This window comes from Kocuria salsicia (assembly GCF_039532055.1).
Classification (GTDB): Bacteria; Actinomycetota; Actinomycetes; order Actinomycetales; family Micrococcaceae; genus Kocuria; species Kocuria salsicia.
The window spans coordinates 198261-221948 of the sequence record NZ_BAAARF010000008.1; the positions used below are offsets into that span (position 1 = coordinate 198261).

Genomic DNA, 23688 nt, shown 5'->3' on the forward strand with positions numbered 1-23688 from the left:
ATACCGCGAAGCACGGGGCGTTTCGCGGGCCTCAGATCCGGTGGGTGTGCCTCCGTTGCTGACCGCGCCGGATCCCGCCACTCACCACCAGGAGCAGCGTCACCAGCAGCGGCCAGCCGATGAAGCCGCGCCAGGCCAGGTCGGTGAACGCGATCGGAGCCGCCGTCACGACGGCCACGAGGGCGCGCAGCCAGGGAAGTGGGATGTCGTTGTGGTAGCCATCCCACCGCGCTAGAAGGACACGTGACGGCGGCACCATGGTCGCTCGGCCAGTTGTTGGCGGCTTGCACCATGGACCCATGACGGGATTCGGGACTGCTACCTGTCACCTATCCGTGCAGCAGACCCGTTCGGCCACGAGAACATGGGGGAGGTCGTCGAGGTCGGTAGTGGCGTGGAGAAGGTCAGGGTCGGAGACCGGGTTGTGCTGCCGTTCAATATCTCGTGCGGATTCTGTAAGAACTGCGAACGCGGGCTCACGAACTATTGCCTGACGACGCAACCCGACCCGTCGACCGCCGGTGCGGCCTACGGGTTCGCCGCAATGGACCCGTACGGCGGTGGCCAAGCGGAACTGCTCCGGGTGCCTTTCGGTGATCACAACGCGCTGCGCCTGGGTGAAGATGCGGAGGAGAAGGAGAACGACTACGTCATGCTCTCCGACATCTTCCCCACCGGCTACCACGCCACCGAGATGGCCGGCGTGATCCCGGGCGACAGTGTTGTTATCGCCGGGGCGGGTCTGGTCGGGCTGATGGCCGCCCTGTTCGCGATGATCAAGGGCGCCGCGAAGGTGATGGTGGTCGATCGTCACCCTGACCGGCTCGCGTTGGCCGAGCAGATCGGCGCGATCGCCATCGATGACTCCAAGGTCGATCCCGTGCAAACCGTTCTCGACGAGACGATGGGGCTGGGAGCCGACCGGGGCTGCGAATGCGTGGGTTACCAGGCCCACGATCCCCAGGGAAACGAAGACACGGCCGCTACCCTGAACATGCTCATCAACGCGGTGCGCTTCACCGGACGAATCGGCACCGTCGGCGTGTTCGTCCCCCAGGGCCCCGGAAGCAAGGATGACCTGCGCCAAGCAGGGAAAGGCGGCCATCGACTTCGGCACGCATTGGTTCACGGGTCAGACCATGGGTAGCGGTCAGGCCCCGGTCAAGCGGTACAACCGCCAGCTGCGGGACTTGATCGCCGCCGGCAAGGCGACCCCCTCGTGGATCGTCTCCCACGAGATCTCGCTGGACCAGGCCGCCGATGCCTACAAGAACTTCGACGCCAGGTCCGAGGGTTGGACGAAGGTCCTCATCAAGCCCGGGATGTCGACGGAGAAGAAGGCGAGCTGATATGTCCGAGACGCTATAGGGCATGAGAGTCGCCATCCTCGCCGCGGACGGGGTCGAGCGAGTCGAGCTCGAACAGCCCCGCGAGGCACTGGAGCGGGCCGGCGCACAGACCGAGGTGCTGTCGATCCATGACGGTGAGATTCAGACGCGTGAGAACGATCTGGATGCAGCAGGCACGTTCACCGTTGACGGGTTGGTCGCGGACGCCTCTGTCACCCACTATGACGCCCTGCTTCTCCCGGGCGGCACGGTGAACCCCGACCACCTCCGGGTTGACCCCGACGCGGTCTCCTTCGTCCGCGAGGTCGTCGAAAGCGGTAAGCCCGTTGCGGCGATCTGTCACGGGCCGTGGACGCTGATCGAGGCCGGTGTGGTCGAAGGCCGCACCTTGACGTCCTTCCCGAGCATCCGCACGGACCTGCGCAACGCCGGTGCTGACGTCGTCGACCAGGACGTCGTGGTGGACGGGAACCTGATCACCAGCCGCTCGCCCGATGACCTGCCTGTGTTCTGCGATACAATCGTGACGCAATTTGCGAGCAATTCGACCCAGGAAGAGGTGATGTCATGAGCGTGACCAAGGGACCGCTTGTCAGGCTGGAGGCCCTGCCCGGCAAGGAAGACGAGGTCCAGGAATTCCTCGGCATCGGGCGAGGGCTCGTTGAGGAGGAACCGGCCACCGTCGCGTGGTTCGCGATCCGTCTCGGCCCGTCCTCCTTCGGGATCTTCGACGTGTTCCCCGACGACGCCGGCCGCGACGCGCACCTGTCCGGCGCAGTTGCGACCGCTCTCGGCGAGCAGACCGGCAAACTGTTCAGCGAGCCCACGATCGAGAAGCTCGACGTCCTGGGCTCCAAGCTCCCCGCCTGACACCACAGACCGGGAGCACTGGCCCAGAGAGGAGGGGCGCTGCGCGCGGTGACTTCGGGCTTACACAGCCCGCTGACGTCGTGGCAGCGGCCCCTTCTCTTGCGGCATATCGCTAATCGCCAACAGATCGAGGAACCGCGATGACAGGAACTGACGAGGGCGTTGCCACGACGCGTTCACCCGAGGTAGCAGTGATCGGGGGCGGGATCGTCGGTCTGTCGACGGCGTACGCGCTGCGGGAGCAGGGCGTACCGGTGCGCTTGTACGAGGCTGGTCTGCCCGGGACGGGTCAGTCCGCAGGCGAGTCGCGGATCTTCCGGCATGCCCACGACGACCCGCGACTCGTCGCTTTCGCGCGCGAAAGCCGCGGGGTATGGGATGAGTGGGCCGAACACTTCGACGTCGAGCTGGTCTCATCAGACGGTGTCCTGGCGATCGGAGACAGCGCCCTGGCGCGGCTGCGGGTGCTCGACCAGGTCGGCGGCGTGGAAGCGCACGAGATCGACGCGGCCGAGGTCGCCCAGCGGATGCCGCTGCTCGCTGGATACTCGGGGCCAGCGGTGCTCGACGAGTCGGGCGGCGCGATCCGCACCCGCGCCGCGATCAAGGCACTCACGGGTGCCCTCGCAGATGCGGTCACCACCGGTGAGGTCATCTCCATCGATCCCCTCGCCGACGGGACGGTCGAGGTGCGCAGCGTCACCGACCGGGCTGTCTACTCCAAGGTGGTCGTGTGCACCGGCCGCGAAACCGCCCGCCTGGCACGCAGCGTCGGCCTGTCGCTGCCGGTTCGCCTCGCCGCACACGTACGGCTGACCTTCGACGTGAAAGCCGCCGCCCCGGCACGAGTCGCGTGCCTGCAGGACAGCAGCGGCGTCTTCGGCGAAGTCGGCGTCTACGCGACACCGCTACCGGGCAACAGCAGCTATTCGGTTGGACTCAGCGACACCGTCGGCGTCCGCGACGACGGAACTTTCATCGACCCGGCGGCGATTCGATCGCTGGACGAACGCGCACGCGAATACGTGACACGGGCGCTGCCCGGTCTCCACCCAGAGCCGCGCGACTTCCTCCACTGCTGGGTGACCGACCTCCCGTGGAGTGAGGACGGCGTGGCCGTGTGGGAGGCAGACTCTGTCTTCTTCGTGGCCGGTCACAATTTGTTCAAGCAGGCACCTGCACTGGGTCGCGCTCTTGCCCGGGCTGCGACCGGCGGCGGTCTCCGCGCTGAGCTCACGCCCGAAGCGCGCCTCGGCGAGGCCCAGGGCTAGCCCCCGGTCTTTCATGACGGCGGTCGGGATCGTGTCGGAGCCGTGTGGTCGAGTGCGCCCGTGTGCGGAGTGATTGCGGGTATGACGACGGGCCGGCTGGCGCTGCCGGGCTGCGGTTTTCCGGGTGGTGATGTCGTGGGCGGACGGGCCAGGTCGGGCCGGTTGCGGGATGGCGGCGATGTTCGCGAAGGCCGCGACGATCGCGGTTGCCCAGGGCCATGACTCCGGGATCTTGAGGCGACGTCGGCGTTGCCTGCCTGCAGCTTGGCGGCGAGGAACTCACTGGTGTTGTCGCACCAAACCCCGATCGGGTGGTAGCCGAAGGGCCGTTTGAACGTGGCGGCCGCGTTCTCCTTCTGGCTGTGCGCGATCACGCTCGTGGCGTCGATCTCTAGCACGATGACGTCGGCGAGGTTGGTCCCGGCGACCTTGGAGGCCGGGATGCCGCCGGGCAGTTGGGCCCACACGTGGCGCCGGACCCGAGCAGGGGCGGCCGCGATCTTATTCCGTCGACCGGGCGTCATCGACTTCAGCGTGCGCCACACCGTCGGCCGTCACGGACAGACCCGTCGACCACGAAGTCCGCTTCACCTACGGACTGCCTTCCAACGCGGAGAACTTGGGACATCGCAATTACAAGTTTCCCCTGCTGTGCAGGCGCTTCCGTGCTTCTACGCGCCGATCACTCCGCGGCGTCGTGAACGATCCGGACTAGCAGTTTAGTTGCGGTGGCAGCTCCAGCTCCTCCTGCAAAGAGGCCTCCGAAGCACTGCACCGTAGCCGCGTGCTCGTCAGGGGAGGGGCCTTGACCTCGAAATTTGGACCCGTGAGCCATACATGCCCTGCATCGGGGTGCGATCAGCCGGTCAAGGGCAGGGGGTACTGCTCATCCCATTACGACAAGTGGCAACGGCAGCGTCCGAAGGAACAGTAATAGGCCTACAAGAAATCGCCCCCGGCCTAAGGATTCTGGCCGGGAGCGATCGGGTTCAACTCAAATGCTGCGATTTTCTGGCCCAGTACGATGTTACCGAAATCGCAATGATTGCTGTAGCTATCAACAGGACCACAAACGGCCCCCCATTTGAAAGCGTCAGAGCCAAGGCGAGGGCAACGCTGACCCAAGCTGCGATGATTGCATACATGCCAGTTCTTTGCTGGTTCACTTGCAGTCCTTCCAGGTCATCAGCAGGATGCAGCAGCGCCCACAGCGCCCACAGCGCCCACAGCGCCACCGCCAACGGCCCTGCCAATGGCGGTGCCAGTGGCCCATCCTGCAGCAGTTCCGGCCCCGGGCACGACGCTGCCGATGGTAGCCCCGGCAGTGCCACCTGCGATGTCCCCGGTCCCAGCACCCCCGCCGGTGCCGAGTGCGCACTTCCAGCCTCTGCTCACGGCTGCAGTCGCCATCGGATTATTGGTTGCCCTCGTCTTGGGATTCCACTGCAGGACGTTGATTGTCACAACGCCGTCTTTTTCCGCGTACTTCAAGGCGACGGTCTTGCCATTCTCGTCCTTCTCCTGAGAGGGAAGCGCCTGCTTGGTACCGTCCTTGGCGACCACAGCAGAGCCATCCTGGGCAGGCTTGTCGCCCTTGGAAAGACGGAACGCCATGTTGGAGTCATCAACCTTCTTGATGTTCCCCTGAACCTTTGCCACGTCGGCCTGGCTCGCTTGCTGTGCCTGAGGGGCAGGTGCTTCGGCCGCCATTGACGCAGCGGCCATACCGCCAAGTAGTCCCAAGGAGAGAGCCGCTCCTGGTGGCGCGGTGATTAGTGTGCATCACGAGAACTTACGGAGGAGGCCGTGGTGATCGCAAACACAGGAGGGTCACCGCTGCCAAATAGTTACATAAATTGGCCGTTTGGCTAGACTTCAGAAATTTTGAAATGACCAACCGGTTTGACTTCATCCTCAAACGGGCTTACAGCTTGCAAAGCCGATACATCTTTGGTGGTGGCACGATAGCCATCATCTCGCGGGATGAGGGTGGGTGGAGGGGGAGCGGAAAAACGCTCATAACAGACATGATGTTAAATATGGGGCGTGAGGTGCAGCTCCACACCCCCCCGGAATGGCCGATAATCGGGGCAGAACCTCTCCTCATGCGCTGCGCACGCGCCCGGCGGCGCCCCCTCACGCCCCCGTCAACGCGTCCACGAACACCTTCTGGATGTCCTGCGGCGTACGTGCCACATGGGACGAGCCACCGGTGGCTTCCGCGATCTGCTGCAGCACCGTGGCGTCCGCGTCCTTCGAGACCCCCACGGTGATGATCCGCACCGGGTTCTCGGTGTCCTGCTCGGCCTTCAGCGTGCTCAGCAGCTCGTCCAGCGCAATGGAACCGGGGTCGTGGTTCATGCCGTCGGAGAGCACGATCACCGTGCGCAGGTGATCTGGGGCGTCGTCGTGGAGTACCTGGCGGTAGGCAGCCAGGGTGGTGTCGTACAGCCCTGTGTAGCCGTCCGGAGAGAACGTCAGGGACTGCGCGTCCCGGGAGAGCTGGTCCCGCTGGGTACCGCCGCGCACCGGTGCGGAGAGCTCGCGCACGGGGGTCACCGACCGGTAGTCCTTGTCTCCGTCCAGGTGCCGCTCGAACGTCCAGAGCCCAAGCGCATCGTGCTCGGGGAACAGCCCCACGGCAGTGGCGGCTGCGGCCTTGGTGAGGTCCATGCGCGTGGAGCCGTCGGGCAGTGCCGTGGTGCCCATGGAACCTGAGATGTCGATGGCCACCAGCGCGTGGAAAGGCTCCGCGAGGTGCTGCCACTGCTCCAGGGCATGCGTCAGAGCGGCGTCATCCGCGGTGGGAGCCTCCGAGACGGGGCGGCTGCCCGGGGTGCTGGCCACGAGCGAGGTGTCCGCGTGCTGGGCGCGGTAGTCCTGCCACTCGCCGCGCGTGACCACGGTGGCCGAGGGGTGCTCTGCACCCGCGGCGTAGGCGGGGGCGCTCGGGTCTGCAGGCGCCGGAGAGCTCGGTGCAGGGTCCTCCGCGATCTGCTGCAGGCGCTGTGCTGCGTCCTGGACGGGGGCGGCGTCCCCCTCGGAGCGGGCCCGCCGTTTCAGTGCCTGCTCGGTGACCGACCGGTCCGCCTGGCCGACCTGCACCTCGCCCAGCGCGCGCGAGATCAGCTCGCGGGTCCCGGTGTCCTCGCCCGGGGCGCCCAGCTCCACGGCAGGGTCCTGCAGCACGGCGGACCAGGTCTTCGCGTCCGTCTCGGAGCCGGCGACGACGACGGGCTCGTCACCGCCCCCACTCGTCTCCCCGGAGGCGCCGGACGCCGTCGGAGAGCCGCCGTCCGTGGGATCGCCGCTCGCGTCGTTGTCCCCCCGTGGGATCAAGAAGATCGCGGCGAGCAGGAGCAGCACGGCCACCACCCCGAGGGCCAGCCAGATCAGCAGTGTGCGGCTCAGCCCCCGGCGTTCGGCGCGGTGCGCCCCGCGGTCTCGGTGCGTTCCAGGCTCGGTCATCGTCTCGGTCCCCCATCCCAGGCGGCAGGCCTGCGCCGAGGCGCTACCGGGCCCCGACACCCACTCGGAAACCACACTACGTGGCCGGGACCCGGTGCGGGGTCATCCGGGTATCGGCACAGATGGGGACAACGCGTCGGCCACCTGCGGTCCCGGGTCCGCGAGACGGATCAGCTCCGTCATGAGCCGTGACCCGATGCCCTCCCACTGCCGCTCGGGTGCGACCGAGACCGGTCCGATCCCGCGCACGGGGGTTTACCCGCATGCCCCTCCCCGTGGCCTTGAGGCGGACCATGAATTCCGGGCCGTCGTCGTCGGGGAGCGCGCGGCGGATGTCGAGGTTCATGGCGCCACTGCGCGCAGGGTGGCGCAGGGTTCGCCCAACGTTCATTCGAGGGTGCGATGAGAATCGTTCACAGCGCGCTGGGGAATGGTTCTCACCGAGGCGGCCGTTCCGACGAATGCTGGCGCTCTCCTTGGTTTTTGCGAATATGAGCGCGGTGCTACCGATTGGCGGCACCGTAACCTATGGCCTGCGTGCTCTACGATGCGGCAGGCCCAAAGGAGCTAAGACGATGGCAAATGGCAATCGCGCAGTGGTGTTCCACGGCACCGGCAACATGCAGGTGGACACGGTGGAGTACCCAAAGCTCGTCATGCCGAATGGGAAGAAGGCCCCGCACGGCGTCATCCTCAGGATCGTGGCCACGAACATTTGCGGTAGCGACCTGCACATCTACCGCGGCTCGTTCCCCGTGCCTGAGGGCATGCGCATGGGCCACGAGATGACCGGGGAGGTCGTGGAAGTAGGCTCGGACGTCGAGTTCTTGAGCGAGGGGGACCTCGTCTCCGTGCCGTTCAACGTGGCGTGCGGCCGTTGCCGTAACTGTCGTGCCGGACGCACCGAAGTGTGCGAGACCACCAACCCGGACACCGCGTGCGCCGCGTACGGGTTCAACCTGGGCAACTGGGACGGCGGACAGTCTGAGTACATGTTCGTGCCGTACGCGGACTTCCAGCTGCTGCGCTTCCCGGACCGGGACCAGGCCATGGAGAAGATCCGGGACCTCGCTCTCCTCTCCGACATCCTGCCCACCGCATTCCACGGCCTCATGGAGGCGGGCGCCAAGCCCGGTTCTACGGTCTACATCGCGGGCGCCGGGCCCGTGGGCCGCTGCGGGCCGCCGCGGCACGGCTGCTCGGGGCGTCCTGCATCATTGTGGGCGACTACAGCAAGGAGCGGCTGGATCTCGTGCGGCAGAACGGCTGCGAGACCATCGACCTCTCCGAAGACGTCCCGCTGACCGAGCAGATCGAGGCGATCCTGGGCGAGCCCATGGTCGACTGCGCGGTGGACTACGTGGGCACCGAGGCCCACGGCATCGGCTCCGAGGCGGAGAAGACGGATCCCGCATATGCCGTGAACCAGGTCCTGGACGCCACCCGCGCGGGCGGTGCCACGGGTATCATCGGCGTCTACGGCCCGGATCCGCTGGCGTCCTCGAAGGCGGAGCAGGAGGGTACGTACCCCATCGACTTCGGCAAGGCATGGATCAAGTCCCCGCGCATCTCTGCTGGCCAGGCGCCCATCATGCACTACAACCGTGAGCTCATGATGTCGATCCTCTGGGACCGCATGCCGTACCTGAGCAAGATGCTCAACACCAAGGTCATCAGCCTCGACGAGGTGCCTGAGGCCTACGCGGCCTTTGACGCGGGCTCGGATGACAAGTACATCATCGACCCGCACGGCATGATCAAGGCCTGAGCAGCCACCGTCTGACCGGACCGAGTCCGGACAGACGGAGGAACCGCGGACGACGACGAGCCCCACCGTACGGCACTCACGGTGGGGCTCGTCGCTGCTTGAGAAGGTCTCCGTCAGGCCATGACGGCCTTCAGGTACGGTGCCGTGGCGCTGTCCGCGTGCGCGGCGACGTCGTGCGGCGTGCCCGCCGCGACCACATGGCCGCCGTCGGCTCCCGCACCGGGGCCCATGTCCACCACGTGGTCCGCCTGGGCAACCACGCGCATGTCCAACTCGGCCATGACCACCGTGTTGCCTGCGTCCGCCAGGCCCTGCAGATGGTTCATGAGCCGGTCGCTGTCCGAGGGATGCAACCCGGCGGTGGGCTCGTCCAGCACGTAGAGGGTGTCCCCGCGCGAGGCCCGCTGCAGCTCGGAGGCGAGCTTGACCCGCTGCGCCTCACCGCCGGAGAGCTCCGTGGCGGGCTGGCCCAGCCGGAGGTAGCCGAGTCCCACGTCCCGAAGCACGCCCAGGGTGTGGTGGATGGCGTCCTCGCCCTCGAAGAACGTGTGCGCCTCGTCCACGCTCATGGCCAGCACATCCGCCACGGAGCGCTCCCGCCACAGCACCTCCAGAGTCTCGGCCTTGTAGCGGGTGCCGTGGCAGTCCGGGCAGGGTGCGTAGATGCTCGGCAGGAACAGCAGCTCCACCATCACGCTGCCCTCGCCCTCGCACGTGGGGCAGCGACCGCCGGCCACGTTGAACGAGAACCGCCCGGCCTTGTAGCCGCGCCGTTTCGCCTCGTCGGTTGCCGCGTAGAGCTTGCGGACGGCGTCGAACAGCCCGGTGTAGGTGGCCACGTTGGAGCGCGGGGTGCGCCCGATGGGCTTCTGGTCGATCACGACGACGCGCCGCACGCTCCCCGGCAGGGAGACGACGTGCCCGCGCACCTCGTCCGCGGCGTCGTCGGCGGTCAGCAGGTCCGCCTCCGGGTCCCCGGTGATCTCCGTGTCCTCCTGGCCGCCGTGGCCCAGCCGCTCGCGCACCAGCACCGGCAGCGCTTGACTGACCAGGCTGGACTTGCCCGAGCCGGAGATGCCGGTGACGGCGGTGAGGCACCCAGCGGGGAGGCTCACGTTCAGGCCGCGCAGGTTGTTGCGCGTGACGCCTTCGAGCTGCAGCCACCCCTGCGGCGTGCGGGGCTCGCGCGCCTCGGCCGACGGCGCATGCTCGGCGAAGAGGTAGCGGCGTGTCGCGGACTCGGGAACGTCCGCGAGACCGCTCGGCTCACCGCTGTAGAGCACCCGCCCGCCGCGCTCGCCGGCGTCCGGGCCGATGTCCACGAGCCAGTCCGCCTCGTGGATCACGGTCAGGGAGTGCTCCACCACGAACAGGCTGTTGCCGCGATCCTTGAGTCCGTGCAGGATCCCAATGAGCGCGTCCAGGTCCCGGGGGTGCAGACCTGCGGAGGGCTCGTCGAGCACGTAGACCACCCCGAAGAGCTTGGACGAGAGCTGGGTGGCCAGCCGCAGCCGCTGCCGCTCACCCCCGGAGAGCGTGGGCGTGGTGCGGTCCAGGGAGAGGTAGCCCAGGCCCAGGTCGATCATGGGCTGCAGCCGCGCCACGAGGTCCGCCGCGAGGCGCTGCGCGGCGGCACGTTTCTCCACCGAGAGGTTCGGGGTGCGCCGGACGTCCGGTGCGGCGTCGTGCGAGGCACCTCCCTCCGCGACCCGCGAGGCGGTGGAGGCGGCGCGGGCCTCGGCGTCGAGCAGGTGGTCCTCCAGGTGCTGGGCCTCACCCGGGGTCCAGTCCTCCGCGGTCACCGAGCGCGCGATCTCCGCCACGCGTGCGAGCGGCAGGTGCGAGAACTCCGCGATGTCCAGACCCTCGAACGTCACGGACAGGGACTCGTGCTTGATCTTCTTGCCGTGGCACTCCGGGCACAGTTCGCTCGTGAGGTACTGGGCCGCGCGCTTCTTGGTGCTCGGGCTCTTCGCGTTGGCGAAGGTGTCCAGCACGTAGCGCCGCGCCCCGATGAACGTGCCCTGGTACGTGGCCTCCGCACCTTCCTCCTGGGCCTTGCGCGTCTGGTTCGGGGTGAGCCCGCGGTACACGCCCACCGTGGGACGGTCCTCGGTGTAGAGGATCCAGTCCCGGTCCTTCTTCGGCAGGTCCTTCCAGGGAGTGTCCACGTCGTAGCCCAGGGAGACCAGGATGTCCCGCTGGTTCTGCCCCGCCCACGCCACGGGCCAGGAGGCGACAGCGCGCTCGCGGATGGTCAGCGACGGGTCCGGGACCATGGTGTCCTCGGTAACCTCGTAGACCCGCCCGATCCCGTGGCAGGTGGGGCAGGCGCCCTGCACGGTGTTCGCGGAGAAGTCCTCCGCGTAGAGCATGGCCTGATCCGGCGGGTACCAGCCGGCGCGGGAGTACAGCATCCGGACCAGGCTCGACAGCGTGGTCACCGTGGCCACGTCCGAGCGCGCCCCACCCCCGCCGCGCTGCTGCTGGAGCGCGACGGCGGGCGGCAGCCCCTCAATCACGTCAACGTCCGGGACACCCGCCTGGTCGATCAGCCGGCGCGCGTACGGCGCCACGGACTCCAGGTAGCGTCGCTGCGACTCCGCGAACAGCGTGCCGAAGGCGAGGGAGGACTTCCCCGAGCCGGACACCCCCGTGAACACCACGATGGCGTCCCGGGGGAGGTCCAGGGAGACGTCCCGGAGGTTGTTCTGGCGCGCGCCGCGCACCACTACGCCGTGCTGCCAGGATGCGGTGTCGTTCTGTTCAGTAGTCACCTGGTCCACGCTACCCGGGGGTGCCGTCAGACGGAGCGGACCTGCCGTTCGGCGGTGTCCGGCATGGGGGACAACCAGCCATACAGCGTCCTCGGCACCGTCGACATCCCCGCGGGCGCCGCACGACCGCCGACCACGGGGCGCAGTCGAGTGCTGCTCGAACACACCGCAGAGCGGCCCGGACCGCGGGCGCGCTCGCCCCGATTGAGCACCATGGGAAGGACGTGGAATTCGAGCGCACGGGTAATCTCAACCTGGCCGCGGAGCCTCACCGGGTGCGGTGGCTGAACGAGCCCACTGCCGAGGACGGTTCCAGCGTCTTCCTGGATGAGCGCGCAGTGCGTGGGCAGGTTCGCCCCCACGCACCCCGCCGGCGGTGGAGGAAGCGAACGTGTGCCATAGGCCACCCCGCCACACTGGCCCGGGTGGTCGCGGAGCTGGGTGGCGAGATCCACGAATACAGCCGCGCGACCGACCTGGACACCTCGGTGACGGCGTGGTGGCCCACACCGACGCCGGGCTCGTGCGGGCGCCTCGCGCCGTGCTGGCCACCAACGTGTTCCCGTCCCTGCTCGAGCGCGACAGGCTCAAGACCGTCCCGGTCTACGACTAGGCGCTGATGACCGAACCGCTCACCGACGGGCAGCTGGACCCGATCGGGTGGCGCAACACGCAGGGCCTGGCGGATCTGGTCAACCTACCGGCTCAGCGGGGACAACGGGGCCATCTTCGGCGGCTACACCCCCGCTGCTCAAGACCCTGGGCGCCATGGGCCTCGGCCTCGACTCCTGAGCCCGGCGGGGGGCGGTCCTACCGCGGTCAGAACAGCAGCACCAGCACCACGATGACCGCCACGATCACTGCGAACACGATGGCCCAGTTGCGGGCCACGTGGCGGTCCTCGGCCCGGCTCTGCTCGCTGTCCGGGTCCCGGTCCGCGTACCGGTCGCTGCCCACGCCGTAGTACAGCTCGTTGGTGGACGGTTCGCGCGGGGGCGCCGGCGGTCCGTGGCGGTCGGACGAGCCCGAGGGACCGGACGGGTGGGCGGCGTCGTTCTCGTCCTGGGACTCGCCGCTGGTGGGACGTCCCGAGAGGCTGCCCGGCTCCCAGGTCTGCAGCGGTGCGTTGGCGCCAGGGCCTGCGATCGAGTCGCGCACGGGCACGCCCTCACCCGGGTAGCGGTGTCCGGGCCGGGAGGGCTCGTCCAGCTCGTCCTCGCCCAGCATCTCGGAGGCCGGGATGCCGGTGGTCGTGACCGCGGGGCCCTGCGAGCCGACGGGAGCCTGCGGCGTCGGCATCGAACCGGGCGCGGACGCCGCCGCCCCACCGTCCCGGGGGTTGTGCGCCGCCGCGCGCAGCACCTCCGAGAAACGGGCCAGTGGCTCCCGCTGTGCGGGTGCCACGTCGTGGGCGACCTGGTCCGCGCGATCCGCGACGGAACGCAGCACTGCAGCGTCGGACAGCCCGAGATCCCGGGCCGCCATGGCGAGTTCGAGGGGCGGGTGAGAAGGGTCCGCGGTGGTGGCCCACTCCAGCAGGCCGGTGCGGACGGGGGAGGACAGGGATTCCCGCAGGGCGGGCTGGAGCGCCGGGACGTCCGCGAGCGCGAGCAGTTCGAGTGGCGGGGTGCTGCCGTAGCCGTGGGCGGCCTGGTCCAGCGGGCCGCGGTGGCCGAAGAGGGCGGCGAGCATGGCGGCCGCCGCGTACCGGTCCTCCACAGTGCGCACGTCCGAAACGCGGCGCATCAGTTCCGCCTGGGCAGGGGAACCCGCCTGGCGGACCGTGTCCAGCAGTGCGGGGTCCGCGCGCACCAGCCGCGCCGGTTCCTGCAGGGCCCGGGCGAGCTCCGGATCCAGTGAGTCACTCATGGCGTCCGCCTTTCTCAGTCGTGGGGAAAGCCTACGGGAGGTCGAGGGCGCGGTGCGGGTCTAGGGTGATCGACTGTGACCCGCACCCCATCTTCGCCGACGCGCAATGCCCCCGGAATCCTGCTGGCGGTGCTCATGGCCGCAATGGCCGCCGGGCCGGTGTTCAACTACGGGGTGGGTGCGCTGAGCGCCACCATCGTGGAGAGCTACGGGATCACCGAGGGGCAGTATGGGTTCATCATCACGGCGGTGTTCGTGGTAGCGGGTCTCGCGGCGCCACTGCTGGGAGTGCTCGCGGACCGCATCGACACCCGCGTGCAGCTCACCCTGATCTTCGGGGGTGTGCTGGTGGCGTTCCTGCTCAGCGCCACGTGGCAGTCCTACGCCATGCTGCTGGTTGCGGCCCTGATTGCGGGTCTCGCGCAGTCCTTCTCCAACCCGGTGACCAACCGCATCGTCGCGCAGCGCGTGCCGCTGGCCCAGCGCTCCGCGTGGATGGGGTGGAAGCAGTCCGGGGTGCAGGTGGGTCTGCTGGTCGCGGGCCTCACGTTCCCGGTGGCGGGCGCGGCGTTCGGCTGGCGGGGTGCCGCACTGTTCGGCGCGCTGCTGTGCGTTCCCCTGCTCGTCACGGGGTGGACCGTGGTCACCCGGCTGCAGCGCCGCGCCCGCGAGAACACCCCGACGACGCCGCCCGCTCCCTCTCCCGCCGCACCCTCCGCCACGGCGTCGTCGGGGGCGCTGCCGCCCGCGGTGTGGCTGCTGACGCTGACGTCCTTCCTCAACGCGGTGGGCACGCAGGGCGTGAACGTGTACGCGTCCCTGTTCGCGGTGCGTGCCATGGGGTACACCGTCACGGTGGCCGGGCTCCTTCTGGGCGCGATGGGAGTGATCGGGATCGGAAGCCGGATCGGGTGGGGCCGGGTGAGCGGCAGGCTCGGCAGACCCGCACCGCTGATCCAGGTCATGAGCCTGGGCGGGATCGTGGGGCTCGGGCTGCTCGTGCTCGCAGAGACCACGCAGCAGCACTGGCTCATGTGGGTGGGCGTCGCCTTCCACGCCGCGCTGCCGCTGGCCGCGAACGTGGTGATCAACTCGGGAATCGTCGCCGCCGTGTCCGGGGAACGGATCGGTGCGGCGTCCGGACTGGTGGCCACCGGGATGTACCTGGGCTTCGCGCTGGGGCCCGTGGTGGTGGGCCAGCTCGTGGACCTCACGGGGGCGTTCACCGCCGGATGGGCCGCCGTCGCCGGGGCGTACGTGCTGTGCTTCGTGGCAGCGCTGGTGCTCGGGCGGGTGCAGGCACGCAGAGCCTGAGATGTGAACGGGGCCCGGGGCGCGCAGCGCTCGCTTGGGCCTGGTCCCCCGGCCCGTTGCTTGTGGGAAACCGCACGGGGAGGCGGCCCTGCCGCGTGCCCCGGCCCCCGCACATGTGGTGCGATGGACCCATGAGCACACCTCGCACGGACCTCTCGCAGACCCTCCCCCGCCTGGATGGCAGCAGCTACAGCGCGTACAAGCAGCTCAAGGGCTCGTGGCGGCTCGGGGCGGCGGAGCTCGTCCTGGACCGCGTTCAGTCGGACCCGTACGCCCCGCCGTCCCTGGCCCGGATCCGGCTCTCCCTGTTCGACACCGGGATCCCCCGCGAGCTGATCGCCACCCGGGACGCCCGCGTGGCCGCCGGGGACTTCCTCACCCGGGAGTTCGCCCGGGCCGCCCGGGACCTGGGCCCGCGCGGCGGCAAGGACTCCGGTGGCATCTCGATCCAGCGCACGGGCCAGGAGATCCTCGAGCGCTCCTCCGTGATCGTGCCGGATCCAGGGAGCGCGGTGGATCCCGCCCCGGCACGCGAGTCCGGGATGCGCCGGGCGGGAGACGCCGGGGCGGTGGACCGGGGGCGCACAGCCGGCCGTCCGGCGTCGTCGACCGCTGAGGCGGGGGCCGTCGAGGTGCGCTGCGAGATCGCGCTGCCCGCCGCAGGGCGGCGCATCAAGGGTCACGCCGCGCACCGGCTGCTCACGGAGGTGCTGCCGGGCGTCGTCGAGTGCGCGCTGCGCTGGGAGAACCTGGAACCCGCCGCGTTCGAGGCGCACGTGACCTCCCACCTGGATGCCCAGCACCTGCGCGCGCAGCTGCCCCAGCGCGGCCTCGTGGCGTTCGTGGCCGACGGCGCCGTGCTGCCCCGCGCCTCCGGTCACCGGGACGAGCCGCTCGCCCGCGGGGCGGTGCCGTTCGAGACCCCGCCGCGGCTGCGGGTGGAGCTGGAGCTCGAGGACGGCTCCACCGTGAGCGGCATGGGCGTGCCGGAGGGCGTCACGGTGGTCGTGGGCGGCGGCTACCACGGCAAGTCCACGCTGCTGCAGGCCCTGGAGCGCGGGGTCTACAGCCACGTGCCCGGGGACGGCCGCGAGCGCGTGGTCACCCTGCCGAGTGCCGTGTCCGTGCGCGCGGAGGACGGTCGGGCGGTGTCCCACACGGACGTCTCCCCGTTCATCACCAACCTGCCCACCGGCGCGGACACCCGCGACTTCAGCACGTCCAACGCGTCCGGCTCCACGTCCCAGGCGGCCGCCACGGTCGAGGCGGTCGAGGCGGAGGCCGGAGTGCTGCTGCTCGACGAGGACACGTGCGCCACCAACCTCATGGTCCGGGACGAGCGCATGCGCGCCATGGTTCCGGGCGAGCGCGAGCCCATCACGCCGTTCGTGGACCGGGTGCGCGCCCTCTACGCCGAGCGCGGGGTGTCCTCGATCCTGGTCACGGGCGGCTCCGGGGCGTTCCTGGACGTCGCGGACCTGGTGATCGCGATGGACGCCTACCGCGCCCTGGACGTCACCGACCGCGCCCGGCAGGTGGTCCGCGAGTTCCCGCGCCCCGAGGACATGCATCCCGCGGAGTCCTTTGGGCAGATCCGTCCGCACGTTCCCGGTGGCGTCCCGGGTGACGCCGCGTCCCGGGCCTCGGGGCACGACGCCGCCCGGCCCGGTCCGGGGGCGGGTCCCGGCGCAGCGCCCGGAGCCCACGGTGGTCACGGCGGTGGGATGACCGAGCGCGTGGCGGGTGCCCGGGACGATTCCCGTGGACGCAGCGAGCACCGCGGCGGTGGCCGGGGACAGCATGGCCGGGGAGGATCGGACCGCAGCTCCGACCGCCCCGGGGGCCGGGACAAACCGGCACGCGCTCGCGGCCTCGACACCATCCAGCTGGGGCGCGAGGACGTGGACCTCTCCGCCCTGAGCCAGCTCGTGGACCCCTCACAGACGGAGGCGATCGCGCGGCTTCTGGAGGAGGTCGAGCGCACGGCGGACGGTCGCACGCCCCTCACCGAGCTCGTGGACGCCGCCCTGGAACGGGTGGTGCGTGAGGGCCTTGACGCCCTCGCGCACCACCGCGGCCATCCGGGCCACCTGGCGCTGCCCAGGGCGCAGGACGTGGCGGCGGCCTACCACCGGGTCCGCCGCTGACGGGAGCTGTGCCGCGCCGCCGGGTGCGTTGCTGACGGAAGCTGTGCCGCTGACGCGGGGCGTGAACCACGGCCAGCGCTCGCGGCACGTCCGCCCCGGCCCGTGCCTGCCCCCGCCACCACGTGCGCGCGCGTGCATTTACTCCGCCAGTGCAGATTTCCGGGCCGATTTCTGCACCAACGGAGCAGTGGCAGGCGCCGATGTCGCTCGCGGACGGGGGCGGGCGGCGTCGTCCGGGGCTAGTTGCCCACGGCGCGGCGGATGTCCTCGAGCGAGGTGAGCTCGCCCGCGCTGATGCGCTCGCGCACGGACTCGTACTGCTCCTGGGAGGTGGCGAAGGGAACCTCCCGGCCCTGGGCGTCCAGCAGACGGCCGTCCACGAACTGGTCGCCGTCCTGCAGGGCCCCGGCCTCCCGCGGCGAGAGCACCCGCAGACCCACGGTGCCCAGGCCCATGGCCTCGGTGGAGCTCTTGTGGACGCTGAGCTCGTTGAAGAAGAAGTTCATCACCAGGGCCACCACGGCGGCGGAGGAGATGCCGGAGGAGAAGATGATGCCCACCCAGGACGGGAACGCCGCGTAGAAGGTGGGGGCCACGATCGGCACCATCCCGAAGGACAGGGACACCGCCACGATGATCAGGTTCATCCCGCCCCGGTAGTCCACGCGCGCCAGGGTGCGGATGCCCGAGGACATCACGGTGCCGAACAGCACGAACCCGGCGCCGCCCATCACGGGCAGTGGAATCGCGGCGATCACCTGACCCAGCACGGGCAGCATGCCCAGCAGCACCATGAACACACCGCCCAGGGCCACCACGTAGCGGCTCTTGACCTTGGTGATCGCCACCAGGCCCACGTTCTGCACGAACGCCGTCTGCGTGAACGAGTTGAACACGGGCGCCACGGCGGAGGACAGCATGTCCGCGCGCAGCCCGTCCGCGATGCGCGCCGAGTTGATCCGCGAGCCCGTGATCTCGGACAGGGCCAGGATGTCCGCGGTGGTCTCCGCCATGTTCACCAGGATCACGATGCCCATGGCCACGATCGCCGCCATGTGGAACGTGGGCGCGCCGAAGTGGAACGGGGAGGGCAGCGCAACCCACGGCCCCTGCCCCACCTGCGAGAAGTCGGCCATGCCGGTGGCCCACGCCACCACGGTGCCCACCACGATCGCCACCAGGATGGCCAGCCGTGACAGCACCGCCCCGCCGAACTTGGACAGCAGCAGCACGGCGAGCAGCGTGACCCCCGCCAGGGCGATGTTGCCCAGGGAGCCGTAGCCGGGGGCCTTCTCGTCCCCGCCCATGGACCACGACGCCGCCACGGGCACCAGGGTGATGCCGATGGTCGTGATGATCGACCCCGTGACCACGGGCGGGAAGAAGCGCAGCACGCGGGCGAAGAACGGGGCCACCAGGAACCCGAACGCGGAGGCCACCATGATGGAGCCCATCACCGACTGGATGCCGCCGCCCGTGGCCAGCACGGACAGCATGGTGGCGATACCGGTGAAGGAAACCCCCTGCACCAGCGGCAGCTGGGAACCGATCCGCGGCAGCCCCCACGCCTGCAGGAACGTGGCGAACCCGCCCACGAACAGGGCGGCCGCCACGAGCAGGGCGGTGGTGGCGGCGTCGTACCCCGCGGCGCTGGCCACCACGAGCGGCACGGCGATGAGACCGCCGTACATGGTGAGGATGTGCTGCACCGCGTACGCCACGGTGCGCCCGGCTCCCAGCCGCTCGTCCTCCGGGCGGGCGACCCGCTCGCCGGGCAGGGTGGACGGTGCTGAACTGGCCATGGGGATCCTCGATCAGGAAGGGCAGGAGGGGACAGGGAAAGTGTAGGCGCGGTGGGACCGGGTTCCGATCTGGGGCAGGGAGGGCAGAGCGACCGGGCGGCACCGTGGGCCGGACGGCTGCACGTGCGTGCCGTGAAAACCGACTAACCTACGGGAATGGCCTTTCACGCGGACTCCACCGAACTGGACAACAAGGAAATCCTGACCTGGGAGGGGTTCGGCGCCGCCAGCCGTGAACTCGCCCAGCAGATCGTGGACTCGGAATTTGTGCCGGACATCATCATCGCGGTGGCGCGCGGTGGTCTGCTGCCCGCCGGGGCGCTGTCCTACGCAATGGGCGTGAAGCTCTCGGACGCCGTGAACGTCGAGTTCTACACGGACGTCCACGAGACCCTTCCGGACCCGGTGCTGCTCGCCCCCATGCTGGACACGGACTCCATCAGCGACAAGAAGGTCCTGGTCGTGGACGACGTCGTGGACTCCGGACGCACCCTTTCCCTCGTGCTGGAGCTGCTGCGCGGCTATGGCGCCGAGTGCCGCTCCGCCGTGGTCTACGAGAAGCCCCGCTCGGAGGTCCGTCCGGACTTCTCCTGGAAGTCCACGGACGAGTGGATTGTCTTCCCGTGGTCCGCGCAGGAGCCGGTGGCCAAGCAGGGCTGATCCGCCCGTCGACGCCGCCCCGCGCGCTGCAGAAGCTCAGCGGGTGCCGTCTACCGAACAGCAGATGGCACCTGCTCCGTTAAAGCACGCGATTGCGGGGGGCGGGGCGTGGGGGTGCTGGCGCGTGAGGTGCTACTTCTTGACCCGCTCCCACACCAGCCCGGCCGTGGCCTCCGCAATGGCCCGCTCCTCGTCCGTGGTCACCACGAGGACCTCGATTGCGGAGGTCTCCGTACTGATGCGGGCCACGTCCCCCCGGGGGGCTCCGTTGAGCGTGGGGTCCAGGGTGATCCCGAGCGCGCCCAGCTGGTCGCACACCAGGGCGCGGAACTCGGGGGAGTTCTCGCCGATGCCCGCGGTGAAGATCAGCGCGTGGGCTCCACCGACTGCCACGTGGTAGCCGCCGATGTACTTCGCCAGGCGGTAGGCGGCCATGTCCAGCGCGAGCTGCGCCCGCCGGTCCCCGGAGCCGGCCCGCTGCGCCACGGCCCGCATGTCCGAGTCCCCGCAGACGCCCTGCAGACCGGACTCGTTGTTGAGGATCCGGTTCATGTCCTGGGCGCTCATCCCGGGGTTGCGCTCCAGCATGGCGGTGACCACGGAGGGGTCCAGGTCCCCGCTGCGGGTGCCCATGACCAGTCCGGCCAGGGGGGTGTAGCCCATGGAGGTGTCGTAGGAGCGGCCCTCGCGGATGGCGGTGGCCGAGGCGCCGTTGCCCAGGTGGGCCACCACGGCGTTGAACTGCTCCCGCGGGATGCCCAGGAACTCGCAGGCCTTGCCGGTCACGTAGTCGTGCGAGGTGCCGTGGAACCCGTAGCGGCGCATCCCGTCCATCTCGTACCACTGCTCGGGAATGGCGTAGCGCCAGGCCTTCTCGGGCATCGTGCGGTGGAAGGCGGTGTCGAACACGCACACCTGCGGCATGCCCGGATACGTCTTCTGGATGGCACGCAGCCCGAGGGCGTGCGCGGGGTTGTGCAACGGGGCGAGCGGTGCGAGGCGCTCGATCGCGCGGATGATCTCGTTGTTGACCAGCACGGGCGCGGAGAAGCGCTCGCCGCCGTGGACCACGCGGTGCCCCGCGGCGTCAATGGTGCGCCCGCCGAGCTCCTCGTCCAGGCGACGCGAGAGGATCTGCAGGGCCTGGGTGTGGTCCTTGACGTCCGAGGTGCCGATGTTCTCGATGAGCCCCTTGGTGATCACCTCACCGCCTGCCATGCCCGCGGTGGCCGTGGCGAGGGGGACGTTCTCGTTGATCGCGGGCATGGAGGAGGTGTACACGCTGGGCTCGGAGCCCTCCGGCGTGACCTCCCGCACCTGGTACTTGATGGACGAGGAACCGCAGTTGACGACGAGCACGAGCATGACGAGATCCTCCGGGATCGGTGGGCGGGCGAACACCTCCGATTTTCTCACGGCCCCCCGCTGGGTCCGCCGCGAGTCGGCCACGCCGCAGTGGGCCGGGCAGGGGATACGGCTCAACGCCGTGGTGCCGGGGGTGGTGACCGGCCCCGTGCTGCTGTGGCTCGCGAACCCCGCGAACGCCCACACCACGGGCCAGACCATCGTCTGCGACGGCGGCGCGGACATGGTGCTGCGCGGTGACGACGTCTGGGCCTGGAACGACACGATCCGGGACTGACCCGCCCGGGCAACGCCGTCGTCCCGTGGGGCCCCGCGGACGACGGCGCTCGCGGCCTTCCCGGCGCAGCCCACCGGCGTGCCCCCGGACGCGACACGCGTTGGCGTGACCCCGCCAGTACGACTCCCGGCGCGGCGGGCTCAGCCCCGCGGGCTCACAGCGTCTGCGCCTGGATCGCGGTGATGGCCACCGTGTTGACGATGTCGTCCACGGTGCAGCCGCGGGAGAGGTCGTTCACGGGCTTGCGCAGTCCCTGCAGCACGGGGCCCACGGCCACCGCGCCCGCGGACTGCTGCACGGCCTTGTAGGTGTTGTTGCCGGTGTTCAGGTCCGGGAACACGAACACGGTGGCCTGCCCCGCGACGTGCGAGCCCGGCAGCTTGGACCTGGCTATCGAGGCGTCCACGGCAGCGTCGTACTGGATGGGGCCCTCCACCTCGAAGTCCGGGTTCGCGGCGCGCACGAGCTCGGTGGCCGCGCGCACCCGCTCCACGTCCTCGCCGGAGCCGGAACCGCCGGTGGAGTAGGAGAGCATGGCCACGCGGGGGTCCACGCCGAACTCGCGGGCGGTCTGCGCGGAGGCCAGGGCGATGTCCGCGAGCTGCCGCTCGTCCGGGTTCGGGTTTACAGCGCAGTCGCCGTAGACGAGCACGCGGTCTGCGAGCAGCATGAAGAACACCGAGGAGACGATGTTCACGCCCTCCCGGGTCTTCACAAACTCGAGGGCCGGGCGGATGGTGTTCGCGGTGGTGTGTGCGGCGCCGGAGACCATGCCGTCCACGTCCCCCATCTGGACCATCATGGTGCCGAAGTAGGAGCCGTCCATCATGCGCTCGAGCGCCTGCCCCGTGCTCACGCCCTTGTGGGAGCGCAGCCGCACGTACTCGTCCGCGTACTTCTCGCGCAGGGCGTCGTCGTGCTGGAAGTCCACGAGGTCCAGGCCGTCGGCGTCGAAGTCGAGCTCGATGCCCTCGGACTGCGCGAGCGATCGGACCGTCTCGGGATCGCCCAGCACGGTGAGGTCGCAGAAGTTGCGCCGGTGGATGAGCTCCGCGGCGCGCAGGATGCGGGGGTCGTCGCCCTCGGGCAGCACGATCCGCTTGCGGTCCGCCCGCGCGGACTCCACGAGCTCGTGCAGGAACCGCAGGGGGGTGCGCCGCACGGGCCGCGGCAGGGTGAGCCGCCCCGAGAGCTCGTCGCTGTCCACGTGCTCCGCCCACGCGCCGCGCGCGGCGGCGATCTTGCGGGAGTGCGCGCCGGCCAGGGTGCCGCGCGTGCCGGCCACGGCCTGCGCGGTGGTGAAGGTGTCCCGCTCGGTGGTCAGCACGGGGAACGGAGCCGCGCCCAGCAGCGAGCCCACCGCGCCGGCGGGCCGGAAGCCTCCGGTCAGCAGCATCCCGGCGGGCACCGGCAGCGTGGGCGCCAACGACGACGCCAGGGTTGCCGAGACCACGTCCGTCCGGTCCCCGGGGGTGATCACCAGGTCCCCGTCCGCAATCTGGTCCAGGAAGTTCCCGGCGGTCATCGCGGCCACCTTCACGGCCTTGATGTCGCGGTCCAGGGGCGTGGAGTTGAAGTCCGTGCCGTAGCCCTGGGCATCCACGAGCTCGGCGACGGTGGGGTTCGAGATCGCGGGGATCTCCGGGATCACGTACGCGGGGAGGTTGTGGTTGCCGGGCTTGGCCTCCCGGCGGATCTGCTCCGCCTGCTCCGGGTCCGCGCGGTTGACGATCACGGCGTAGATGTCGCACCCGGCCTGGCGCAGCTCGGTGCGGGTCACGTCGATCGCGTTGAGCACGTCCTTCACACGCCCGGACTCGTGGGCTCCGATCACCGCGGCCACGGAGCAGCCCATGTTGTTGGCCAGGCGGGCGTTGAGGTCGAACTCGGCGGTGACAGCGTTGTGGGCCAGCAGGTCGGTGCCGTCCACGACGATCACATCGCACTCCAGCGCCATCTCGGAGTACACGGCCATGGCGGCGGAGTCGAGGTCGTCGTGCTCACCGGAGGCGAGGATCTCGCGGCAGCGCTCCAGAGACACCGCGCCCCGGCACCGGGAGTCCGGGAGGTCGAAGGTGCGCTTCATGAGCTGCAGGACGGAGTCGTCTTCCGGTGCCGCGCCGTCGAAGACCGCACGAAAGAAACCCAGGGCGTCCGTGCGCTTGAACATGGTGTCCGCGAGGCCCAGTGCCACCAGCGTCTTGCCGCTCCGCGGTGTCATGGCGGAAATGTAGATGCCCTGCGTCATGGAACGTGCTCCCTCGCGATCGGTCGGCTGTGCCTCCAGTCTATGGACCGGGGTGGGGGGGGTCGCGCCCGCGCAGTGCCGGTGCCACACTGGTTACATGCTGGTTGCCTTCTCAGTCTCCCCGAGCGGTGGGGACAATCCCGATGCCTCCGTCCACGACGCCGTCGCCGCGGCCGTCCACGTGGTGCGCGAGTCGGGACTGCCCAACCGCACCGACTCCATGTTCACCACCATCGAGGGTGAGTGGGACGAGTGCATGGCGGTGGTCAAGGAGGCCACCGCCGCCGTGGCCGAGTACGGCCCGCGCGTCTCGCTCGTGCTCAAGGCGGACATCCGCCCCGGCCACACCGGTGAGCTCACGGGCAAGCTCGAGCGCCTGGAGTCCGCGCTGCACAGCCACGAACTTGGCCGCTCGAAGGAGCGCCGAGGGATCACCGCAGGGGGTTTCGACGGCGCCGCCGGGCAGGATTCCGACGGCCAGGATTCGGCGGCTCGACGCACTG

At 69.7% G+C, this 23688-nt stretch carries 18 protein-coding genes and 2 pseudogenes; 11 read left to right on the plus strand and 9 right to left on the minus strand.

Features of this window, described 5'->3' with window-relative positions:
* Positions 1-31: 31 nt before the first annotated feature.
* Positions 32-259 carry a hypothetical protein gene (locus ABD264_RS08040; RefSeq protein WP_244944893.1) on the minus strand — a complete coding sequence of 76 codons (228 nt, stop codon included), beginning with the start codon at positions 257-259 and terminating at the stop codon, positions 32-34.
* Positions 260-394: 135 nt separating this feature from the next.
* Between ABD264_RS08040 and ABD264_RS08045 the strand changes: the two genes are divergently transcribed.
* The 5 genes from ABD264_RS08045 (at position 395) to ABD264_RS08065 (ending at position 3490) form a co-directional block, all read left to right on the plus strand.
* On the plus strand, positions 395-1147 hold the full coding sequence (locus tag ABD264_RS08045) for a zinc-binding dehydrogenase (RefSeq protein ID WP_238694083.1): 753 nt from the start codon (positions 395-397) through the stop codon (positions 1145-1147).
* Complete coding sequence (locus ABD264_RS08050; protein WP_258924178.1) at positions 1140-1349, plus strand: hypothetical protein; 210 nt, start codon at positions 1140-1142, stop codon at positions 1347-1349. The genes ABD264_RS08045 and ABD264_RS08050 overlap by 8 nt, the downstream gene beginning before the upstream one ends.
* 22 nt (positions 1350-1371) lie before the next feature.
* Complete coding sequence (locus ABD264_RS08055) at positions 1372-1920, plus strand: type 1 glutamine amidotransferase domain-containing protein (protein ID WP_202975512.1); 549 nt, start codon at positions 1372-1374, stop codon at positions 1918-1920.
* Complete coding sequence (locus tag ABD264_RS08060; protein WP_344205365.1) at positions 1917-2219, plus strand: putative quinol monooxygenase; 303 nt, start codon at positions 1917-1919, stop codon at positions 2217-2219. The genes ABD264_RS08055 and ABD264_RS08060 overlap by 4 nt, the downstream gene beginning before the upstream one ends.
* Positions 2220-2359: 140 nt before the next feature.
* Entirely contained in the window at positions 2360-3490 is a 1131-nt protein-coding gene (locus ABD264_RS08065; protein ID WP_303106130.1) for an NAD(P)/FAD-dependent oxidoreductase, read from the plus strand.
* 11 nt (positions 3491-3501) lie between these two features.
* On the opposite strand, the gene ABD264_RS08070 is transcribed toward ABD264_RS08065, so the two are convergent.
* From ABD264_RS08070 to ABD264_RS08080, 3 genes are all read right to left on the minus strand, one after another.
* Entirely contained in the window at positions 3502-4014 is a 513-nt protein-coding gene (locus tag ABD264_RS08070; protein ID WP_344205367.1) for a transposase, read from the minus strand.
* Between the two features lie 661 nt (positions 4015-4675).
* Complete coding sequence (locus ABD264_RS08075) at positions 4676-5149, minus strand: hypothetical protein (RefSeq protein WP_344205369.1); 474 nt, start codon at positions 5147-5149, stop codon at positions 4676-4678.
* Positions 5150-5626: 477 nt separating this feature from the next.
* Entirely contained in the window at positions 5627-6958 is a 1332-nt protein-coding gene (locus tag ABD264_RS08080) for a vWA domain-containing protein (protein ID WP_303106128.1), read from the minus strand.
* A gap of 575 nt (positions 6959-7533) precedes the next feature.
* On the opposite strand from ABD264_RS08080, the pseudogene ABD264_RS08085 reads away from it, so the two are divergent.
* Positions 7534-8726, plus strand: a pseudogene (locus tag ABD264_RS08085) (glutathione-independent formaldehyde dehydrogenase).
* Between the two features lie 113 nt (positions 8727-8839).
* On the opposite strand, the gene ABD264_RS08090 reads toward ABD264_RS08085, so the two are convergent.
* Together ABD264_RS08090 and ABD264_RS08095 are read right to left on the minus strand one after the other, a co-directional pair.
* On the minus strand, positions 8840-11503 hold the full coding sequence (locus tag ABD264_RS08090) for an excinuclease ABC subunit UvrA (protein WP_344205372.1): 2664 nt from the start codon (positions 11501-11503) through the stop codon (positions 8840-8842).
* Between the two features lie 819 nt (positions 11504-12322).
* Positions 12323-13372 (minus strand): hypothetical protein, encoded by a 1050-nt coding sequence (locus ABD264_RS08095; protein ID WP_344205374.1) that lies wholly within the window; start codon positions 13370-13372, stop codon positions 12323-12325.
* Between the two features lie 75 nt (positions 13373-13447).
* Here ABD264_RS08095 and ABD264_RS08100 point away from each other — a divergent pair, with 75 nt between their 5' ends.
* Both ABD264_RS08100 and ABD264_RS08105 read left to right on the plus strand, forming a co-directional pair.
* Positions 13448-14686: an MFS transporter gene (locus ABD264_RS08100; protein WP_344205376.1), complete on the plus strand. Its 1239-nt coding sequence runs from the start codon at positions 13448-13450 to the stop codon at positions 14684-14686.
* Positions 14687-14817: 131 nt separating this feature from the next.
* A complete protein-coding gene (locus ABD264_RS08105) occupies positions 14818-16833 on the plus strand; it encodes a P-loop domain-containing protein (protein ID WP_344205378.1) in 2016 nt (671 codons plus the stop codon).
* A gap of 239 nt (positions 16834-17072) precedes the next feature.
* Here ABD264_RS08105 and ABD264_RS08110 read toward each other — a convergent pair whose 3' ends face one another.
* Positions 17073-18635, minus strand: coding sequence for a nucleobase:cation symporter-2 family protein (locus tag ABD264_RS08110; protein WP_344205380.1), 1563 nt, complete (start codon positions 18633-18635; stop codon positions 17073-17075).
* A gap of 156 nt (positions 18636-18791) precedes the next feature.
* Between ABD264_RS08110 and ABD264_RS08115 the strand changes: the two genes are divergently transcribed.
* Positions 18792-19295, plus strand: a complete 504-nt coding sequence (locus tag ABD264_RS08115) for a phosphoribosyltransferase (protein WP_145011841.1) — start codon at positions 18792-18794, stop codon at positions 19293-19295.
* Positions 19296-19427: 132 nt separating this feature from the next.
* On the opposite strand, the gene ABD264_RS08120 is transcribed toward ABD264_RS08115, so the two are convergent.
* Positions 19428-20660 (minus strand): acetate kinase, encoded by a 1233-nt coding sequence (locus ABD264_RS08120; RefSeq protein WP_144941361.1) that lies wholly within the window; start codon positions 20658-20660, stop codon positions 19428-19430.
* Between ABD264_RS08120 and ABD264_RS08125 the strand changes: the two genes are divergently transcribed.
* The gene (locus ABD264_RS08125; RefSeq protein WP_055083564.1) at positions 20659-20937 is read left to right on the plus strand and encodes a hypothetical protein; all 279 of its coding nucleotides are present in this window, start codon (positions 20659-20661) and stop codon (positions 20935-20937) included. The genes ABD264_RS08120 and ABD264_RS08125 overlap by 2 nt on opposite strands.
* 154 nt (positions 20938-21091) lie before the next feature.
* On the opposite strand, the gene pta is transcribed toward ABD264_RS08125, so the two are convergent.
* Positions 21092-23185 (minus strand): phosphate acetyltransferase, encoded by a 2094-nt coding sequence (gene pta / locus ABD264_RS08130; protein ID WP_344205387.1) that lies wholly within the window; start codon positions 23183-23185, stop codon positions 21092-21094.
* Positions 23186-23282: 97 nt separating this feature from the next.
* On the opposite strand from pta, the pseudogene ABD264_RS08135 reads away from it, so the two are divergent.
* A pseudogene (locus tag ABD264_RS08135) lies at positions 23283-23576 on the plus strand (thiamine-binding protein); the annotation flags it as partial.
* Positions 23577-23688 lie beyond the last annotated feature (112 nt).

Bases quoted from the DNA above. Each gene is read 5' to 3' on its own strand.
- ABD264_RS08055 (WP_202975512.1), top strand. From the start codon at position 1,372: ATGAGAGTCGCCATCCTCGCCGCGGACGGGGTCGAGCGAGTCGAGCTC.
- ABD264_RS08115 (WP_145011841.1), top strand. From the start codon at position 18,792: ATGGCCTTTCACGCGGACTCCACCGAACTGGACAACAAGGAAATCCTG.
- ABD264_RS08060 (WP_344205365.1), top strand. From the start codon at position 1,917: ATGAGCGTGACCAAGGGACCGCTTGTCAGGCTGGAGGCCCTGCCCGGC.
- ABD264_RS08105 (WP_344205378.1), top strand. From the start codon at position 14,818: ATGAGCACACCTCGCACGGACCTCTCGCAGACCCTCCCCCGCCTGGAT.
- ABD264_RS08040 (WP_244944893.1), bottom strand. From the start codon at position 259: ATGGTGCCGCCGTCACGTGTCCTTCTAGCGCGGTGGGATGGCTACCAC.
- ABD264_RS08110 (WP_344205380.1), bottom strand. From the start codon at position 18,635: ATGGCCAGTTCAGCACCGTCCACCCTGCCCGGCGAGCGGGTCGCCCGC.
- ABD264_RS08080 (WP_303106128.1), bottom strand. From the start codon at position 6,958: ATGACCGAGCCTGGAACGCACCGAGACCGCGGGGCGCACCGCGCCGAA.
- ABD264_RS08125 (WP_055083564.1), top strand. From the start codon at position 20,659: ATGACGAGATCCTCCGGGATCGGTGGGCGGGCGAACACCTCCGATTTT.
- ABD264_RS08065 (WP_303106130.1), top strand. From the start codon at position 2,360: ATGACAGGAACTGACGAGGGCGTTGCCACGACGCGTTCACCCGAGGTA.
- ABD264_RS08070 (WP_344205367.1), bottom strand. From the start codon at position 4,014: ATGACGCCCGGTCGACGGAATAAGATCGCGGCCGCCCCTGCTCGGGTC.
- pta (WP_344205387.1), bottom strand. From the start codon at position 23,185: ATGACGCAGGGCATCTACATTTCCGCCATGACACCGCGGAGCGGCAAG.
- ABD264_RS08120 (WP_144941361.1), bottom strand. From the start codon at position 20,660: ATGCTCGTGCTCGTCGTCAACTGCGGTTCCTCGTCCATCAAGTACCAG.
- ABD264_RS08050 (WP_258924178.1), top strand. From the start codon at position 1,140: ATGGGTAGCGGTCAGGCCCCGGTCAAGCGGTACAACCGCCAGCTGCGG.
- ABD264_RS08095 (WP_344205374.1), bottom strand. From the start codon at position 13,372: ATGAGTGACTCACTGGATCCGGAGCTCGCCCGGGCCCTGCAGGAACCG.